Genomic DNA, 19,315 nt, shown 5'->3' on the forward strand with positions numbered 1-19,315 from the left:
GTTTGATTTAATGCCAAAAGATGCAAAGAGTAAGCTGCGAGAAATTAGAATTGTTAAAGCCTTTCTAATTTTTGCATTTGTATTGTGTCTTTTAATTTTATACATCGAATATCAAAAATATGGACATATAAACTGGAAATTTGTATTCCTTACCTGTCTATGTATGATCTGGGATTTTGATTTAAATAAACAAGCTATACATTTGAAAAATAATTGATTATTAATTAATAATGCCAATCAGTTAGTTTGATTTGCTGCAAATGTGAAGAGGGATCAATTTCCAAAATTTGTGCATGATCTTCTTTCCAGTCACCTAGTACAATCCGTTGTTTGTTCTGTATTTCATGAATAGCTGGACGGTGAGTATGGCCATGAATAAGTATGTCGACATCTTTTATGGCAGAGAGAACAGCCTGCTTATTGACATCCATAATCTCATAACTTTTTTGTTGTTTGTCCGAATGACTTCTTTTGCGGAAACCATTGACAAGTTTCGTACGGAAACTTAGAGGTGTTCGTCGTAAAAAAGCGACTAAAAGAGGGTTTCGAATAATTTTTCTAAATCTTTGGTAGGAAATATCATCTGTGCATAACGCATCGCCATGTTCTAGGCGATATTGGTGACCTGCGATATTAAGATAATAGATATCAGGAAGTAATACACCATTAAACTTATTGAGAAAAATCTGATTTAAAGCAAAGTCGCGGTTACCCACTTGGAAGTAAACTCGATTCCCTTTTTGATTAAACGCCTTTAAGGCTTCAACAATTTCATCGAGCCATGGTGCTGAGTAATCATCGCCAATCCAAGCATTAAACCAGTCACCTAAAATATAAAGCTGTGTTTGTTTATGTTGATAATGTACCAACAAATCTAAAAACCCTCGAACGAGTCGAGGGTGTTCAGGTGACAAATGTAAATCTGAAATAAACAGATAGGTCACAGCTTTATCCTGAAATTATTCAGAAATAATTTTAGCAGATTCGATAACAACGTTTTCTAAAGGAACGTCAGCGTGATAACCACGGTTACCTGTACGTACGCCTTTGATTGCTTCTACAACGTCCATACCTTCAACAACTTTACCAAATACAGCGTAACCCCAACCTTGAGCAGTTTTTGAAGTATGGTTCAAGAAAGAGTTGTTTTTTACATTGATGAAGAATTGCGCAGAAGCAGAGTGAGGAGCTTGAGTACGTGCCATAGCAATCGTACCAACATCGTTGCTTAAACCGTTGTCAGCTTCGTTTTCAATCGCATCGCGAGTTGCTTTTTCTTTGAAGTTTTCATCCATCCCGCCGCCTTGGATCATGAAACCATCAATGACACGGTGGAAAATAACGCCGTCATAAAAACCGTCACGTACGTATTCTAAAAAGTTTGCTACTGTTTTTGGTGCTTTTTCAGTATTTAGTTCAAGAACAATACGACCTTTATTGGTGTTTAATTCGACTTGAGGAAAACTCATTACATTAATCTCCTAAACATGGGCTTATGACCATGGGTTTTTTGGTTGAGAGAAGCATAAGCAAACTGTAAACTACAAGGCAAGTAAAAAACGTTAAAATCTTTGTGAAAAATGAAGATAGCGTTTATTTTTTCGAAATTTTATCTACAAAGAAGTGATTGATACACTATGAAGCCTAATGATGTTGTCTCGAACCTGCCAAACAACCCGACACCGAATACTCATGCCTCTGTCGATTCTGCGCAGCAAGAACAACAGGCTGGATTAGATTTTGTTCGCCAAGTCATTACTGATGATTTGGCTGCCGGACGTGCAAAACAAATCGTAACGCGTTTTCCGCCAGAACCAAATGGTTATTTACATATTGGTCACGTAAAAGCAATCTGTCTAAACTTTGGTGTGGCTGAAGAGTTTGATGGTCTTTGTAATTTACGTTTTGACGATACGAACCCAGATGCAGAAGAACAAGAATATGTTGATGGTATTGCTAATGACGTGAAATGGCTTGGTTTTAACTGGAATGGCGAACCACGCTATGCTTCTGGTTATTTTGATCAATTATATGCATGGGCTGTTCAACTCATTGAGCAAGGCGATGCTTATGTTGATTTACAATCTCCAGAAGAAATCAAGTTAAACCGCGGTAGTTTTGTTGAACCAGGGAAAAACTCGCCATATCGCGATGCTTCTGTAGAAGAGAACCTTGCTCGCTTTGAACAAATGCGTAATGGCGAACTGAAAGAAGGTGAAGCAGTTCTACGTGCCAAAATTGATATGGCAAGCCCGAACGTGCATATGCGTGATCCAATTTTGTATCGTGTCTTGCATTCAGAGCACCACCAAACTGGTGATAAATGGAAAATCTACCCAATGTATGACTATGCTCATCCATTGTCTGATGCAATTGAAGGAATCACTCACTCACTTTGCACATTGGAATTCCAAGATCACCGTCCGTTTTATGATTGGATTGTTGAAAAGGTTAAATCTAAAGCCGTTCCACACCAATATGAATCTTCTCGTTTAAACGTAGACTACACCATTACTTCTAAACGTAAATTGCGTAAGTTGGTTGAAGGTGGTTATGTAAATGGTTGGGATGACCCACGTATGCCAACGGTTGTTGGTATGCGCCGTCGTGGTTTTACACCAGAAGGCTTACGTGATTTCTGTAAACGTGTAGGTGTATCTAAAACTGACGGTATTGTTGATGTTGCAATGCTTGAGTTCTGTATTCGCCAATCTTTGGAGAATACTGCAGCGCGTGGTATGGCGGTGTTAGATCCTTTAAAAGTAACACTTACAAACTTACCAGAAGATTTAGATCTTACGCATGCTCGTCATCCAAATGTTGATATGGGTGAACGTGTTATTCCATTGACTAAAGAAATCTATATTGACCGTAAAGATTTTGAAGAAGTGCCACCAAAAGGCTTTAAACGTTTAATTCCTGATGGTGAAGTGCGTTTACGCCATGCCTATGTGATTAAATGTGATGAAGTCATTAAGGATGCTAATGGTGAAGTGATTGAGCTGAAATGTTCAATTGACCCTGAAACTTTAGGTAAAAATCCGGAAGGTCGTAAAGTAAAAGGCGTAATTCACTGGGTATCTGCTACTAAAGGTATTCCTGCTGAAGTACGTATTTACGATCGTTTGTTTACTGAAGCAGCACCTGATGCAGATGATGACTTTTTAGCAAATTTAAATCCAGATTCTTTAAAAGTTGTTCAGGCTGTGATTGAACCTGCTTTAGCTCAAGCGAGTCCTGAAGACCGTTTCCAATTTGAACGTGAAGGTTATTTTGTTGCAGATCAACACGATCATACTCCTGAAAAACCAGTGTTCAACCGTGTTCTTGATTTGAAAGACAGCTTCAAACCTGAGAAAAAGTAAGAGATTGCTTATCTCTTACTTTTTCGCAAGACGAGCAACATGTTGTGAGTAGAGAGCAGAGATTGCTTATCTCTTACTTTTTCGCAAGACGAACAACATGTTGTGAGTAGAGAGCAGAGATTGATTATCTCTTACTTTTTCGCAAGACGAGCAACATGTTGTGAGTAGAGAGCAGAGATTGCTTATCTCTTACTTTTTCGCAAGACGAGCAACATGTTGTGAGTAGAGAGCAGAGATTGATTATCTCTTACTTTTTTGCAAGACGAGCAACATGTTGTGAGTACACAGCAGATATCAAAAAAGCCCAACTGTAAGGTTGGGCTTTTTATTCGGAGGTCTTCTCATAATATTCTTTTTCTTTATGATTCCACTTCCTTGGCAAAAGAGCTTAGGTAGGATTAATCACATAAAAATAAAGAACTAATAGTATGAGAAGCATACTTGAAAGCATTAAATAAGTATTGACCGTATTAAAGCTTTTAATAAACTTCCAGATATCCATAGTAAATCAGCGTATATTTTATGTTACAAATTAATAATACACTGAAATTTTTCTGAAATGTTTCTAAAAATAAAATATAAAGCTTTTTTGTTTAAAAAATAATCAAACAATGCGAGGAGATAAAAAGCTATATTCGATGCAGATTAAAAACTGTTCATTTATGCACTATAACCAATTCTTTTCAAGAATTTTTGAATTACTTCAAATGCAGCTTGTTCAAGTGCAGATGCATATTCAATATTTTGCTCGCGCAATTTAGGAATTGAAATTCCGGCATGGCGAAGTTCACATGTATGACCAATGAGCCATTTTTCAAAATTTTCTTGAGTCGTTTCGATGTGAAACTGTAAAGCAAGAATATTATTACCGACTTCAAACGCTTGATTGGTATAAATATCTGAGCTAGCCAAAAGGGCAGCATTTTCAGGAAGATCGAAAGTATCACCATGCCAATGTAAAACATGAACATTATTAAGCAAAGGAGATAATACCTGATTAGGACGTAAACTTAAGCTGAGTGGACTCCAACCGATTTCTTTTTGATGACCTGCATATACTTTAGCACCAAGTGCATGAGCAATTAACTGTGCACCCAAACAAATACCAAGTGTAGGCTTATCCGTTGCTAAACGTTGTTTAAGTAAAGCAATTTCATCTTTTAAAAATGGATAATCTTCAGTTTCATAAACTCCGATTGGGCCACCTAAAATAATAGTTAATCCATCGTGTGCAAAAGCAGCTGTTAAATCATCAACACCCGCTTCAAAATAACGGACGCGAAAGCCAAGCTGATAAAAGACATCTTCTAATGAACCTAAGTCTTCGAAAGCAAGATGCTGAATGGCATAAATAGTTTTAGGGAAGGCGTTTGTTGTGCTCATACAAATGATTCATAGAAGATCAATAGGTGGAGTATAGCGATAAATATAAAGAAGAAAATATCCATATAAATCGTCAATACCTGAAAATTGATATTTTTCGTTAAGATAATATTGTTATGCATAAGCATCTTCTGTTTATGACCATAGCTATGCATAACTTGCCTATTAAAATAAAAGTTTAGGTACCTCTGCACAGTCTATATTTGAGAGTTGATGTTCATCTTTTAAATTAACGCCTGAAAAGCCAAGTTGTTTTGATTTTTTCATTAAAGCGATTAAACGTTGCACTGCAACTGGAATACTTAAGCCTGCTGAACGGACATTGGAAATACAATTACGTTTGGCATCGAGGCAACCTGAATATGCATTCCATGTGTAATAAATTCCCATACTGTCAGGAGAGCTTAAACCAGGGCGCTCACCGATGAGCATAACAAGCATGGATGCTTTAAAGATTTCTGCGACTTCATCACCTAAAGCAACCCGACTACCTGTTGCCAGTGCAATGGGCGCAAGAGTCCAGTTTTCTTGCTGAACTTGTTCACTTAGCGTTGTAATGAATGGGATGGCATTCGCTTCAATCGCTCTTGCAGAGAGTCCATCACCAACCACAATACAAACATCGTATTGTTGAAGGTCTTCTGCATACTTCTTAATTAAGACATTTTTTGATTGATCTGAAAGCTGACGTCCTAAATCAGGACGTTTAAGATAGATTTCCTTATTAGGGGCATTACTTTGAACATGAATGCTTTGAAGTTGCTTTTGTCGTAATTGTTCAGATAAATAGGAAATATCCATGTCTTGATAAACCGCATCTTTTGCTTGCGCATGCGACAACTGGAATTCAAGTAAGGCTTGTGTGGGGATGCTACAACCTGCACGGCCCAGAGCAATACGGGCATCGGTAAACTGTTTGAGTTTTTCCCACTGGTCTTGATGAGTAGAAGATGGATATTGAATATCACGGTTCAGTTTCATGGCGTTCTCCCTAGTTCATGAGCAAACGAGAGAATTGGTCAGGCATGTGGTCTGCCCAACAAATTTGAGAGTTTTGCTGTTTAAAAATACCTTGCTGTTCAAGCCAAGCTAAAAACTCAGGAGCGGGCTTTAAACCGAGGAGTTGTCTTAAATAGAGGGCATCATGGAATGAGGTCGTTTGATAGTTGAGCATGACATCATCTGAACCCGGAATTCCCATAATAAAATTAATGCCCGCAGCACCAAATAAAGTAAGGAGAACATCCATATCGTTTTGGTCGGCATCGGCATGATTGGTGTAACAAATGTCGCAGCCCATTGGCACACCAAGTAACTTGCCGCAGAAGTGGTCTTCTAGCCCTGCACGTATAATTTGTTTACCGTTAAAAAGATATTCGGGACCAATAAAGCCAACGACTGTATTCACTAAAAGCGGATTGTATTTACGAGCTACTGCATAAGCACGCGTTTCTAATGTTTGCTGGTCAACGCCGTGATGTGCATTGCTGGATAAGGCACTGCCTTGACCCGTTTCAAAGTACATAACATTTTGTCCAATGGTTCCGCGTTTAAGTGCGAGTGTGGCTTCATATCCTTCTTGTAGTAAATCGAGTGAAATTCCAAAACCTTCATTAGCCAGTTGGGTGCCAGCGATTGATTGAAACATTAAATCAATTGGCACATTTTTTTCAGCAAGCTGAATGCCTGAGCTGATATGGGTAAGTACACAAGATTGCGTCGGAATTTGATATTCCTGAATGACATGATCAAGTAATTTCAGTAGCTCTGACAAATTATGAAGGTTATCTGTGGCGGGGTTAATGCCAATCACTGCATCACCATTGCCATACATTAAACCATCTAAAATACTGGCAGAAATACCGAGCACATCATCGGTAGGGTGGTTCGGTTGTAAACGGGTAGAAAGATGGCCTTTTAAACCAATCGTGTTGCGAAACTGGGTAACTACTTCACATTTGCTGGCGACATAAATCAAATCTTGATTGCGCATAATTTTGCTGACAGCAGCCACCATTTCTGGAGTTAAACCTGATGCTAATGCTTTTAAGCTTTGGGCAGTGGCTTCTTCTCCAAGTAACCAGTTTCGAAAATCACCTACTGTAAAGTGTGAAATAGGGGCAAAGGCTGCCAGATCATGTTCATCAATAATTAGTCGTGTAATTTCATCAGTTTCGTAATCGACCACAACTTCATTTAAAAAGGTTTTAAGCGGTACATTGGCCAAAGTCATTTGTGCCGCAACATGTTCGGTTGCATCTCTGGCCGCTACACCTGCTAACTCATCGCCTGAACGTAACGGTGTAGCTTTGGCCATTAAAGTTTTTAGGTCAGCAAAGTGATACTGTTGATTGGCGATAATATTGCGATAACTCATAGTTGCATCCTTTTTATAGTTCTTGTTCTGCGGCTTTAATATTTGCAAATTCTTCTTCTGGTGTACCTTTAACTAAATGATAACGGCTATAGAATAAAAAGTAAGCAATAAATACGACATAAATAGCGGCAGCAATAAACCAAACTTTCGGATTAACAACAAAGCCAGCAACTACAGCAGCGACTGCTAGAACCAGTGCAATGCTTGAAGTAACGATTCCTCCAGGAGTTTTATAAGGACGAGGCATGTCGGGTTTAGATAGGCGTAGTTTGATGTGGGATAAAAGAATCAACACATACGAAATGGTGGCACCAAAAACCGCGATTAAAATCAGTGAATCGCCTTCTTTGGTAAGTGAAAGCAAGAACCCGATAATGCCCGGAATAATAATCGCAAGATAAGGGGCTTTATTTTTATTGGTTAAAGACAGTGAAGTCGGTAAGTAGCCAGCGCGAGAAAGTGCAAAAATTTGACGGGAATAGGCATAGATAATTGAGAAGAAACTTGCGATTAAACCTGCTAACCCAACAAAATTTACAAAAGTCGCAAGCCAAGTGTTGGTGCCATAAACTTTAACTAGAGCATCGACGAGGGGAGCACCTGAGTTTTGCAAAGTACTTGCACCTGCTGCGCCTGCACCCAAGAATAAAATGAGCATGGCAAACGCCGTTAATATAAGCATTGCACCGATTAAACCGCGTGGAAGAGATTTTGCTGGATCTTTTGCTTCTTCGGCGGCTAATGGCACACCTTCAACTGCAAGGAAAAACCAGATTGCAAAGGGAACTGCGGCCCAAATGCCTAAATAGCCATGTGGTAGAAAACGACTTGCACCAGCTGCTGTGCCAACAGGAATATCTAACAGGTTTTGTGTATTAAAATGTGGAATCATTGCGACAATAAACACAACTAGAGCAACAGCTGCGACAAGTGTAATTGCGAACATAATTTTTAAGGCTTCGCCGGCACCTTTCAGATGTATGCCCATAAAAATGGCGTAGCAGGCGAGATAAATCATCCAGCCATTAATGCCAAATAGAGATTCGCAATAACCACCAATAAATACAGCAATCGCAGCAGGAGCAATCGCGTATTCAATTAAAATGGCTGTTCCCGTTAAATAGCCACCAAAAGGGCCAAAGGCAGCACGTGCAAAACTATAACCGCCACCTGCTGTAGGCATCATGGTGGACATTTCCGACATAGAAAGACACAGACATAAGTACATAAGCGCAGCGAGTGCAGTGGCAATAAACATGCCACCCCAACCACCTTGAGCAATACCGAAGTTCCAGCCAGCAAAATCACCCGATATCACATAAGCTACGCCTAAACCAATCAGGAGTAACCAACCAACCGTACCTTGTTTGAGTTGACGCTGAGCAAAATATTCTGCTGATGAGACTTCTGTGCTTGAGGAAATGACGGAAGCTGTTTCTGGTTGATTCATACAATACTCCTGCGAGTGGGTTTGTATGAATCAATGCAAAAGCAATGCCTAAATTAAGCACTTCAGAGAGTAGATAGAGTTTTTTATTCTAAATGATAAAAATTCAAGCTTAACAATCGGAAATAAAGAAGCCAGCAATCTAAATTACTGGCTTCTTATATAATTAGTCATCTTACTTCTTTCTAGTGTTGATAGTTTGGTATCAACTTGGTGCGAAACTTAGAAGAAGCCCATTGGTTTAGTTGAATAACTCACTAGCAAGTTTTTAGTTTGTTGATAATGATCTAGCATCATTTTATGGTTTTCACGGCCAATACCAGACTTCTTGTAGCCACCAAATGCAGCATGTGCAGGGTAGATGTTGTAGCAGTTTGTCCAGACACGACCCGCCTCAATAGCACGACCAGCACGATAAGAAATGTGAGCTGAACGTGACCAAACACCTGCACCTAAACCATACATGGTGTCATTGGCAATTTTAATTGCATCATCAAAGTCTTTGAACGTTGTCACAGCAAGTACAGGTCCAAAAATTTCTTCTTGGAAAACTTGCATGCCGTTGTGACCTTTAAAAATAGTCGGATCAACATAGTAACCATCGCCTACTTCTTTACGGCCGCTACCGCCAAGTAAGAGTTCTGCTCCTTCTTCACGACCAGTATTAATACAACGTAAGATTTTCTCTTGTTGTTGTAGAGATGCTTGTGCGCCAATCATCGTTTCAGTATCAAGTGGATGACCAGTTTTAATACGTTTTACACGCTCGACAGCCATTTCTAAGAACTGATCAGCGATGCTTTCTTGTACTAAAGCACGAGAAGGGCAAGTACATACTTCACCTTGGTTTAAGGCAAACATGGCAAAACCTTCAAGCGTTTTTTCTAAGAAGTCATCTTCTTTATCCATGATGTCTTCAAAGAAAAGGTTCGGTGACTTACCGCCAAGTTCTAACGTAACTGGAATAATATTTTCAGTTGCATATTGCATCACCATTTGTCCAGTTTGAGTTGAACCTGTGAATGCGATTTTTGCAATACGTGGGTTTGTCGCTAATGGACGGCCGACTTCTGCACCGAAACCATTAACGATATTCAGGACACCCGGCGGTAAAATGTCTTGGATGAGTTCAGCCACCAACAAAATACCCACTGGAGTTTGCTCAGCTGGTTTAATCACCACACAGTTACCTGCCGCTAAAGCTGGTGCAAGCTTCCATGCTGCCATTAAAATTGGGAAGTTCCATGGAATAATTTGGCCAACAACACCTAACGGTTCATGGAAATGGTAAGCGATGGTATCTTCATCAATTTCAGAGATGCCACCTTCTTGAGCACGAATACACCCTGCGAAATAACGGAAATGGTCAATCGCAAGCGGAAGGTCAGCTGCTAAAGTTTCACGGACTGCTTTACCGTTATCCCAAGTTTCTGCAACAGCAAGCATTTCAAGATTTGCTTCTAAACGATCAGCAATTTTTAAAAGTATATTTGAGCGTACCGTTGGTGAGGCTTTATTCCATGTTGCTTTCGCTTTGTGTGCTGCATCTAGAGCGAGCTCAATATCTTCGGCACTAGAGCGTGGAATACGTGTAAAAGCCTTTCCGTCAACAGGAGATACGTTGTCAAAATAAGCACCTTTTACAGGTGCTACCCATTCACCGCCAATAAAATTTTCGTATTGTGATTTAAATTGAACTTTTGAGCCTGGTTGATTTGGATCGATATAGCGCATATAAATATTCCTTTGCTTTTTAGGACTAAAGACTAACAAGAACCCTGTCAGTAGGTACTTTCGTACTTTGTATAATTAGGATATAAAGAAGAAGGTTGGAGAAAGGTTGGAATAGAAATGTGGATATATAAGGAATTTACAAATGTTCACAAAAAAGGATTTATTGCAGCAACGGACGTTGATTGATCAACTGCGCACGCAAAATAGTCTCTCTCCTCAAAACGCTGCCAAACTCGGCCAAAGTATTGCAAGTTCTTGGGAACGATCAGCTTCTGCTGCGATTCCTAAAGAGCGTTTTGCTGCTCCATTAGTCGAGAAAAAAACTGCCTCACAGAATGCTTTAGATCTGGCTTTAAGCCAATGTGCCGATGACTTGCGTCATATTGCAGAACAATCTTCAATGGTGATTGCTGTCGGTGATATCGGCAGTACCATTATTTGGACTGCGCCAAGTGCTCAAATGCAAAGTGCTGCGGAGCGTGTACATTTTGTGCAGGGTGGTCAGTGGCGTGAAGAATTTGTAGGCACTAATGCCTTGGCTTTATCTTTAAAAACTCAACAATCAAGCTGTGTTTTTTCAAATGAACATTATATGGAATCGATTCATGATTGGGTGTGTTATGCCGCACCGATTATCGATCCATACTCGAAACAAACTCTTGGTGTCGTTGATTTGTCAACCACTTGGAAGAATCATAATAGTTTAGGAATATTGGCTGCTGAACGTTGTGCATCCATTATTCAATCCGCTTTGCTAGAGCAGCAGCGTCAACAGTTACATATTCGTGCATTTTCGACACCGCAAGTTAAATTTAACGGCAAAAGCTTGTTATTAACGCCCCGTCAAATTGAAATTTTGACGATATTGGCCTTATGTCCACATGGCTTAACTTTAGAGCATCTTTATCAGGCGCTCTACGGCGAACGTAAAGTCAGCATGGGTACACTGAAAGCTGAAATGTCTCAACTACGCGATATTTTGGGAGGCTTACTTGGTTCTCGTCCATATCGTCTGCTTGTGCATGTTGAAGCCGATTTTTTACAAGCTGAACAGGCACTGGATGCAGGATATGCAGCCTCGGCTTTACAGCTTTACACAGGTGTATTTCTGGCTAAAACTGAAAGTCCGTTTTTATGTGCATGGCGCGACTGCCTTGAGTCACGCTTGAGCGATGCAATTTTTAAAACCCAAGAAACAGATTTACTGTTAAAGCATCTAGCTCATTTCCCTGAAGCAATTGATGCGGTAGAACGCCTTATGGAGCTCTTACCAAGTGAACATCCTGCGCATCAACTGCTGGTGAAATACCTTGACTCACCTAAGCTTAGTTAAGTAATTTTTTGATCCAGCCACTGGAACAATTGTTGATAGACTTGTTTCCGTACTGGCTGGGCCGAAAGGACTAAGTCATGCAATCCATTGTGAATAGAGACAACCGAGACATCGCCTTTAATTTTTTTACCATGTTTCTCAATATCTTTAACATCTAAAATTACGTCACTTTGAGTCGCATCTATTCCCCATTTTTTCGGATTTTTAGTTTGGTGCGAATGCATAATCAGGGCGGGAACGTTCAGTTTAACCCCACGGTGAATCTCTTTTTGTGCCGTATGAATCGCATGTACAAAGCTAAGCTGAACTGTAGGGGCAGAGGTCGGTTTCCAGTCAAGATTGAACTCCCATTCACCTTTGAGCTGTTTGTGAAGACTGGTGGTGTACCATTTGTTTAATTGGCTTGGAAATTTAACTTTTGGTAGATATTTTCCTACTCGACTGAGCATAGGAATACCAAACTTCTTTTCGACTAAGCTTAAATTAAAATCGTAAAATGGACTATTCGCCCAGAGCGCTTTAATAAGAGGATGATCTGGATGATGAGCAGCATAAAGCGTTGCTGTCAAACCACCAGTTGAATGGCCTGCGAGTAAAACCTGAGTGTGTTGCTCTTCACCAATAATCTCTAATGCTTGAGTAATTTCGGCATCATATTCATTTAAATCGAGCACATTATAGAAAATTTGATGAGGCAGTTTTGAGCGGCCATATTTTCTTAAATCGAGTGCATAGAAGTCATAACCATGTGCATTGAATTGCTCAGCCATTTCGGTTTGAAAGAAATAATCTAAAAATCCATGAATATATAGTACGGCTTTTTGAGTCGGTTGAGCGGCTTTTTTACGGACTAATGTAGCTACAACTTTCCCTTCATAATCATCAGGAAAACTAAGTGTGAGCTGTTCGTAGCCAGCACCTAAAATATCTGGGACATAAGTTTGATTAGCTGAAGATGTATTCATTTTTATCGAGCTATTGTAATTAAGACATGCTGAGTATCCTTCAATGAAATGGGCAAATTGTCAATCAGGTTTATAGAAGGTTGGAGTATAGGTTCTAAAAAAAGGGAATACCGCTGGAGCTAAGTATTCCCCAAAAAAGTAAGTCAACGGTCGGAGGGATTTGACTTACTAGAGGGACATGCCATTACATCAGGATTAAAGAGCTGCTTTGAAAATCTCCACAACTTGAGCATGATTAGCTTTACGAGGGTTGGTCAGCATACATGCATCTTTCTGAGCATTATCTGCCATGACCGCAAGGTCTTCATTTTTCACACCTAGCTCTGTTAAACCAGATGGAATACCAATTGATGAAGACAGTTTACGAATGGCGTCAATTGCAGCATATGCAGCTTCCATCACTGTTAACCCGTGAGTTCTTACACCCATTAACTCGGCGATTTTTGCGTAACGATCTGGGCAAGCAATTAAGTTAAATTCGCAGACATGCGGTAACAAGATTGCATTACACACACCGTGAGGTAGGTTGTAAAAACCGCCTAACTGGTGCGCCATTGCATGAACATAGCCTAATGACGCGTTGTTAAATGCCATACCAGCCAAGTATTGTGCATAGCTCATTGCATCACGCGCTTCGATGTTTTCACCATTTGCGACAGCAGGTTGGAGCCATTGGCTAATCATGGTTATGGCTTTTTCTGCACACGCATCAGTAATCGGGTTTGCCGCCGTAGAAACATATGCTTCAACTGCATGAGTTAACGCGTCCATACCTGTTGCCGCTGTTAAACCAGCTGGTTTTGCGATCATGAGTTTAGGGTCATCAATGGCAATGAGTGGGGTACAACGCCAGTCGACAATTGCCATTTTTACGTGAGTGTCTGTATTAGTAATAATACAGAAACGAGTCATTTCAGAGGCCGTACCAGCCGTTGTATTCACTGCAATCAATGGCGTCATCGGGACTTTACTTTTATCGATGCCTTCATAGTCACGAATATGACCACCGCCAGCAGTGACTAAACCAATCCCTTTCGCACAGTCGTGAGATGAACCACCACCTAAAGACACAATAAAGTCACAGCTATTGTCGTTATAGGCTTTCACGCCATTGTGAACATTAATATCGGTTGGGTTCGGTTCTGCACCCGGGAAAATATGGCTCGAAACGCCTGCTTCGGTTAAATAGTTTGCGATAAGGCCTGCAACGCCAAATTTAAATAAGCCTTCATCGGTCACAATTAATGCTTTTTTTGCGCCGAGGTTTTGCGCCTTCGTACCAATTTCTTTGGCACATCCTGGTCCAAAGAGTGATACGCAAGGAATGTAAAAACCGTTTGTTTGATCTGCAATATTTTTAAAAGCCATGGAGTGATTCCTTCTTCCATAAATCCATTGTTTGTTATTACAGGTGAGCCTCACCATGGGCTTAGTATTGTGATGTGAAGATTATTTTCCTACCTACCAAAAACCTACCAAATATTACTTAGGATTTAATTATTGATTTTTAATGACTTTATATAAAATTTGGCACATTCATTTAATTTTTTCGGGAAAATCGTTAAGCTATGGGCTGTTGAAGATGTACATATGAGATTATGAAACAGGAAACTGCGCTTAAACTGCTCAAAGCAGGTGAAAATGTTTTTTTAACCGGTTCGGCTGGTGCAGGGAAAACCTATACACTCAATCAGTACATCCAATACCTAAAAGCACGTAAAGTGCCTGTAGCTATTACGGCGTCTACAGGTATTGCGGCAACGCATATGAACGGCATGACCATTCATACGTGGGCGGGTATCGGCATTAAAGATCAGTTAACTGAAGATGACCTAAAACGTATGAAAGAGCGTAAATACCTCAAGGAACACCTTGAAAATGCGCAAGTTCTCGTTATCGATGAAATCTCGATGTTGCATGCGAAGCAGCTTAATCTGGTCAATCAGGTTTTAAAATATTTTAAAGAAAGTGATGAAGCTTTTGGCGGTATTCAAGTCATTGTGGCTGGAGATTTTTTCCAGTTACCCCCTGTAGGACGTAATGGTGAAGCTAATCGTGACAAATTCTGTTTTATGTCTGATGCATGGGTCGAAGCCAAATTTCGGGTATGTTATTTAACAGAACAACACCGTCAAGACGATGAAATTCTGAACCAAATTTTAAATGCCATTCGTGCGCAAAATATTCAATCAGATCATTTACACGCATTACGTCAATCGCGTTCGCATGATATTGGTGAGACCTTTACTCGTCTTTATACGCACAATATGGATGTCGACAATATCAATTATCAGCATTTAAATGAAATTGATAACGAAGGGCATCAATTCAATGCTGTTTTAGATGGTAATGAAAAACTACTAGAAACTTTAAAATCTTCAGTTCGTGCACCAGAAGAGCTAACTCTTAAAAAGCATGCCAAAGTTATGTTTGTCAAAAACAACTTTGATATGGGTTATATCAACGGAAGTCTAGGTGAAGTCATCGGCTTTGAAGAAGATGACGAAAATGGCTTATTGCCGAAAGTAAAACTAACCGATGGCACGACATTGTTGGTTGCGCCTGAGACGTGGTCAGTTGAAAATGAAGCCGGTAAAGTCATTGCAAGTTTTCAGCAAATTCCGCTTCGTTTGGCTTGGGCGATTACTATTCATAAAAGCCAAGGGATGACTTTAGAAGCCGCTGAAATTAACCTGATGAATACCTTTGAAAAAGGTCAGGGTTATGTTGCATTGTCGCGCTTAAAATCTTTAACTGGGTTAAAGCTATTAGGGATTAACGAGCAAGCTTTAGAGTTAGATAGTTTAGCTGTAAAAGCGGATCGTCGTTTCCAAGAACTTTCAAAAGAGGCCGAAGACAACTTTGCAGATGTAGATTTAACGGCTCAGCATAAAGCCTTTATTCGTCACTGTGGTGGCACCTTGAATGAAACTGAGATTTCTCGTAATGAGAAGAAACTCGCAAAAGGTGGAAAGCAAAATTACGCTACGGCAACGCTAGATGAAACACGTGCCTTGTTTGAAGAAGGCTACGAAATTGAAGACATTGCGCATGAACGTGGTCTGACACCAGCAACGATTATTAATCACTTGGCTCGACTTCATAAAGAACAAAAGCTAGATATTTCGGTTGCCCATCCGGGTGAAGAAGTGGTTGAAGAAGTCCGTAAAATTTATAAGAAATTGAAAAAACGTCAAAATCCAGATCATTTTTCTGATGATGGTTCGATCAAACTAAGACCAATTGTTGAAGCAACCAGTCCTCGAATGGGATATGATCAGGTTCGATTAGCTTTATTATTTATTGAATAAAGTCTGATTGGCTTAATTACTTATTACATAAATTGAGGTGGCTATGCCGCACGTAGTAGTGGATTATTCAGAAAATTTAACTGGATTGAACGCAAAACAATTACTTGAAGAAATTAATAGTACACTGATTGAGACAGAGTTATTTAGTCCAGAAGACATTAAAAGCCGTGCGCGTAAAGATGATGTTTTCCTTATTGGCTTAGGGGCTGATCAAGCTTATATTCATGCAAAGGTCTATATTTTGTCGGGAAGAACGGCTGAACAAAAACAGCTTATGGGTGAGCAGTTATTAGCGGCGCTTAGCAACAAAAAATATTTACAACAAGGGTTTAATAAAGAAATTCAATTGTGCGTTGAGCTTGTCGACATGCCAAGAGAAGATTATTTCAAGCAAGTTGTATAACTATAAAAAGCGCAATTTCGATCAAGAATAGCGATGAGCACTATGTAAAAGTAGTGCTATCGAATGAACAGACATAAATGTATGGCTGTATATACACAAAAGCTGCAACTGGTTTGCGACTATATTCAAAGACATTTAGATGAAGATTTAGATGTTGACATATTAAGCCAGATTGCAGCCTTATCTAAGTTTCATTTTCATCGTATTTTTGCCATTCATATTGGCCTAAATGTGATGAAGTTTATTCAACTTTCTCGTTTAAAACGGGCCTCTTTTCAATTGGCTTTTGAACCCGATCTCAAGATTATTGAGATTGCCTTGCAAGCAGGGTTTGATAGTCCCGAGGCATTTACTCGTGCATTTAAGCGTTCATTCGATCAAACTCCTCGGGCTTTTAGAGATAAACCAGACTGGGAATCTTGGCACCAGAGGTTTGTTTTTACACTTCCAAAAAGTGAGCTAAAAATGAATGTAAATATTGTTGAACGGCCTGCTGAAAAGATTGCCTATCTATCGCATTTAGGAAGTCCCGATAAAATCTTGGAAACGGCTGCGAATTTTATTGCTTGGCGTAAAGAAACTGGTTTATCGCCTGTAACCAAGTCTAGAACTTATGGTATTCCTTTTGCTGACCCTGATCAGACACCAGCAGACGAATTTCGGTTTGATATAGCAGGTTCAATTGAAAAGGATGTACCTGAAAATCATTACGGCGTACAGACAGGTGAAATTCCTGCTGGGCGTTATGCAACCGTAAGACATTTAGGTAGCCATGACCAGATTAAAGATAGTGTCTATTACATCTTTAGAAACTGGTTACCTGAGCAACCAGAAGAAGCAGGGGATTATCCGGTTTTCTTTCACTATCACAACTTTGTGCATGAAGTGAACGAGTGCGATCTTGTTACAGACATCTACTTACTTTTAAAATGAGGCTAGGATGATACAGGTATAACTTAGGTTATGCCTGTATGTTTAAAAGTTTGATATCTGCATACTGTTCAATCAGGTTGTCATCTAACATATGGATATAATCCATAAAGATGCTACTAAAGCTTCCCATAGTTTGTGCCTGATTTGCTGCAAGTTTACCCGCAATTGCAAAATGAACATGAGCTGAAAGAGCAGCAATGGTTGGTGTTGTCACAGCACTATATGCGGCAATTAATGCACCCAAAGCACAGCCAGTTGCGGTAATTTTAGGTTGTAAAGGACTTCCGCCGTTCACTTGAATCACAGCATCTATTTCATTAGACAATATATAATCTGATTCGCCCGAAATAGCGATACAGCTTGCATGTGTTAAGAGAGAAACAGCTTGCTGATAGGCTTGATCACTACTTAAAGTGCTATCTACACCTTTAGATTGAACTTGTTTGCCTGCAAGGGTACTGATTTCTGAGGCATTACCACGAATAACGCTTGGCTTGAACTGCAAAAGCTCGTCTGTCATTTGACTGCGCCAAGCTAAAATTGGTCCATAACCGACTGGATCAAGTACCCAAGGAACATTGCTAAGCTGTGCTGTTTTGGCAGAGATTTGCATGGCTCGCATTTGTTCTGAAGTAGGTGTCCCCAAATTAATGCTTAAAGCTGATGAGATCTTGGTAAAGCTTTCTGCTTCATAAGGATTATCAATCATGGCAGGTGAGGCACCGGAAGCCAGTAATACATTGGCTGTATAGTTGGCTGCAACACTATTGGTGATGCATTGTACAAGAGGCGCTTTTGCCTGCATGTTTTGCCAAGCTTCAATCACCTGTTCAATGAGGTTTGATGTTGAAGTCATCTGATTATCCTTATAAGCCAGAGATAACATTTAACGGGTAAAATAGTGATCTTGATGCTTACATCTTTCGCAAATCAAAGAAACATAATCTGCTGCATCATAATCAACACTTAAATCATTTGAACCACAATGCATACAGCGTTTAACTGAGTAAAAGTTTAACCGAGGTTCAATTTTTCGCCATGCTTTCCATACAGGTTGTACAAAAATTTGCTCGTCATAACCTAAAAAGCGGTTAAACAAAATGTGGCTCATTTTACTGTAAGGAATATTGTACGGACGTGGCAACATCGAAGTTTCCCACTTTTCAGCTAAAGCTCTTTCCCGATATTGTTCTAAAGTTTTCTTTAATAAATTAGTATTAATAAACTTTTCATTACGTGGCTGTAGAGCTTTTTGCTTATAAAGATATTCAAGCGCGGTTTGAATCAAATAATAAATTTGACCAATGGCCAATGAGTCCATTAAACGATAGCAAAAAGTTTGAAAGTTAGAGCTACCTGCAATTTGAATACCCCATGTTCGGCAGTAGAACTGCATAAACTGGATAATTTCTTGATAGAGCACCTGAAACAAGACATCTTTCACTTCATCGGCACTACGGAACGGAATACCAAGACTTAAGTTTTCATAAAACCAGTGGCGTAATTGCTGGGCTACACTAAATAAGCTTGGGTCACTATAGCCATCTAAACGAATGTTTAAATAAAAGCACTGTGGCTCATCCGATTGATCCTGTGCATTTAAAATCCCATCTTTATGAAGCTGTTTAATGAGATGGTTTTGGAACATCCAGTTGGGTGTAATAGGCTGATATTTTATTTGGTCCCAGTGAATGTATTCGTCATGCGCAACATCGTCACGTGCATAATCATCGAGCAGGCTAAGCAGAAAAAGTTTATTTAAAAAACTGAGTTGTTCCAGACTGCGCTGAGGTTGGTCTTTTGACTTAAACTGGCGTTGTTCTTGGAGGCGGGTTTGCTGTAAAAGCTTTTTTCTTTGTTTAGTGCATTGGTCACAATGGCACGTCATTTTTGTGTCTTTAAATACACGGTGCTGGCAATGACCGCATTCATGAAACTGAATGTCTTGCTCAAATTGTTCGGCATCTACCCAATACATTGAAGCTTGGCAGAGTGGGCAATGGCTACTTTCATCTAGCTGTTTCTGTAGAATTTGTAAGGCCATTTCGCTCCGAACACTTAAAT

The 19,315-nt window shown here is 39.7% G+C and carries 17 protein-coding genes; 6 read left to right on the plus strand and 11 right to left on the minus strand.

Annotated elements, in window-relative coordinates:
• Positions 1-217: hypothetical protein (locus ACH63V_RS10635; RefSeq protein WP_396463480.1), on the plus strand; the 217-nt coding region annotated here is incomplete at its 5' end.
• Positions 218-224: 7 nt separating this feature from the next.
• Here ACH63V_RS10635 and ACH63V_RS10640 read toward each other — a convergent pair.
• Positions 225-944 carry a UDP-2,3-diacylglucosamine diphosphatase gene (locus ACH63V_RS10640; RefSeq protein WP_396463481.1) on the minus strand — a complete coding sequence of 240 codons (720 nt, stop codon included), beginning with the start codon at positions 942-944 and terminating at the stop codon, positions 225-227.
• 15 nt (positions 945-959) lie between these two features.
• Positions 960-1,469 carry a peptidylprolyl isomerase gene (locus ACH63V_RS10645; protein ID WP_004700945.1) on the minus strand — a complete coding sequence of 170 codons (510 nt, stop codon included), beginning with the start codon at positions 1,467-1,469 and terminating at the stop codon, positions 960-962.
• Positions 1,470-1,637: 168 nt separating this feature from the next.
• Between ACH63V_RS10645 and ACH63V_RS10650 the strand changes: the two genes are divergently transcribed.
• The gene (locus ACH63V_RS10650; RefSeq protein ID WP_396463482.1) at positions 1,638-3,365 is read left to right on the plus strand and encodes a glutamine--tRNA ligase/YqeY domain fusion protein; all 1,728 of its coding nucleotides are present in this window, start codon (positions 1,638-1,640) and stop codon (positions 3,363-3,365) included.
• Between the two features lie 660 nt (positions 3,366-4,025).
• Here the strand turns inward: ACH63V_RS10650 and ACH63V_RS10655 are convergent.
• The 5 genes from ACH63V_RS10655 to ACH63V_RS10675 all read right to left on the minus strand — a co-directional run bounded on the left by ACH63V_RS10655 (position 4,026) and on the right by ACH63V_RS10675 (position 10,306).
• Positions 4,026-4,748: a glutamine amidotransferase gene (locus ACH63V_RS10655; protein ID WP_396463483.1), complete on the minus strand. Its 723-nt coding sequence runs from the start codon at positions 4,746-4,748 to the stop codon at positions 4,026-4,028.
• 165 nt (positions 4,749-4,913) lie between these two features.
• The gene (eutC, locus tag ACH63V_RS10660) at positions 4,914-5,729 is read right to left on the minus strand and encodes an ethanolamine ammonia-lyase subunit EutC (RefSeq protein WP_396463484.1); all 816 of its coding nucleotides are present in this window, start codon (positions 5,727-5,729) and stop codon (positions 4,914-4,916) included.
• Positions 5,730-5,739: 10 nt separating this feature from the next.
• The gene (locus tag ACH63V_RS10665) at positions 5,740-7,125 is read right to left on the minus strand and encodes an ethanolamine ammonia-lyase subunit EutB (protein ID WP_396463485.1); all 1,386 of its coding nucleotides are present in this window, start codon (positions 7,123-7,125) and stop codon (positions 5,740-5,742) included.
• 13 nt (positions 7,126-7,138) lie between these two features.
• On the minus strand, positions 7,139-8,575 hold the full coding sequence (gene eat, locus ACH63V_RS10670) for an ethanolamine permease (protein WP_151988568.1): 1,437 nt from the start codon (positions 8,573-8,575) through the stop codon (positions 7,139-7,141).
• A gap of 219 nt (positions 8,576-8,794) precedes the next feature.
• Positions 8,795-10,306, minus strand: coding sequence for an aldehyde dehydrogenase family protein (locus tag ACH63V_RS10675; protein ID WP_174736027.1), 1,512 nt, complete (start codon positions 10,304-10,306; stop codon positions 8,795-8,797).
• Between the two features lie 142 nt (positions 10,307-10,448).
• Between ACH63V_RS10675 and ACH63V_RS10680 the strand changes: the two genes are divergently transcribed.
• Complete coding sequence (locus ACH63V_RS10680) at positions 10,449-11,639, plus strand: helix-turn-helix domain-containing protein (protein WP_016140618.1); 1,191 nt, start codon at positions 10,449-10,451, stop codon at positions 11,637-11,639.
• On the opposite strand, the gene ACH63V_RS10685 is transcribed toward ACH63V_RS10680, so the two are convergent.
• Both ACH63V_RS10685 and ACH63V_RS10690 read right to left on the minus strand, forming a co-directional pair.
• Positions 11,636-12,604 carry an alpha/beta hydrolase gene (locus ACH63V_RS10685; RefSeq protein WP_396463486.1) on the minus strand — a complete coding sequence of 323 codons (969 nt, stop codon included), beginning with the start codon at positions 12,602-12,604 and terminating at the stop codon, positions 11,636-11,638. The two genes, ACH63V_RS10680 and ACH63V_RS10685, sit on opposite strands and share 4 nt — an antisense overlap.
• A 195-nt stretch (positions 12,605-12,799) precedes the next feature.
• Complete coding sequence (locus ACH63V_RS10690) at positions 12,800-13,972, minus strand: iron-containing alcohol dehydrogenase (RefSeq protein WP_396463487.1); 1,173 nt, start codon at positions 13,970-13,972, stop codon at positions 12,800-12,802.
• Between the two features lie 230 nt (positions 13,973-14,202).
• Between ACH63V_RS10690 and ACH63V_RS10695 the strand changes: the two genes are divergently transcribed.
• From ACH63V_RS10695 to ACH63V_RS10705, 3 genes are all read left to right on the plus strand, one after another.
• Positions 14,203-15,915, plus strand: coding sequence for an AAA family ATPase (locus tag ACH63V_RS10695; RefSeq protein ID WP_396463488.1), 1,713 nt, complete (start codon positions 14,203-14,205; stop codon positions 15,913-15,915).
• Positions 15,916-15,958: 43 nt separating this feature from the next.
• On the plus strand, positions 15,959-16,318 hold the full coding sequence (locus ACH63V_RS10700; protein WP_016804422.1) for a 5-carboxymethyl-2-hydroxymuconate Delta-isomerase: 360 nt from the start codon (positions 15,959-15,961) through the stop codon (positions 16,316-16,318).
• An 81-nt stretch (positions 16,319-16,399) separates the two neighbouring features.
• Positions 16,400-17,251: a GyrI-like domain-containing protein gene (locus ACH63V_RS10705; protein WP_396463507.1), complete on the plus strand. Its 852-nt coding sequence runs from the start codon at positions 16,400-16,402 to the stop codon at positions 17,249-17,251.
• Positions 17,252-17,279: 28 nt separating this feature from the next.
• On the opposite strand, the gene thiM is transcribed toward ACH63V_RS10705, so the two are convergent.
• Complete coding sequence (thiM, locus tag ACH63V_RS10710; protein ID WP_077169296.1) at positions 17,280-18,107, minus strand: hydroxyethylthiazole kinase; 828 nt, start codon at positions 18,105-18,107, stop codon at positions 17,280-17,282.
• A gap of 30 nt (positions 18,108-18,137) precedes the next feature.
• Positions 18,138-19,295 carry a hypothetical protein gene (locus tag ACH63V_RS10715; protein WP_396463489.1) on the minus strand — a complete coding sequence of 386 codons (1,158 nt, stop codon included), beginning with the start codon at positions 19,293-19,295 and terminating at the stop codon, positions 18,138-18,140.
• Between the last annotated feature and the right edge of the window lie 20 nt (positions 19,296-19,315).

Source organism: Acinetobacter sp. ABJ-A23_2 (assembly GCF_044538765.1).
In the GTDB taxonomy this organism is placed as follows: domain Bacteria; phylum Pseudomonadota; class Gammaproteobacteria; order Pseudomonadales; family Moraxellaceae; genus Acinetobacter; species Acinetobacter nosocomialis_A.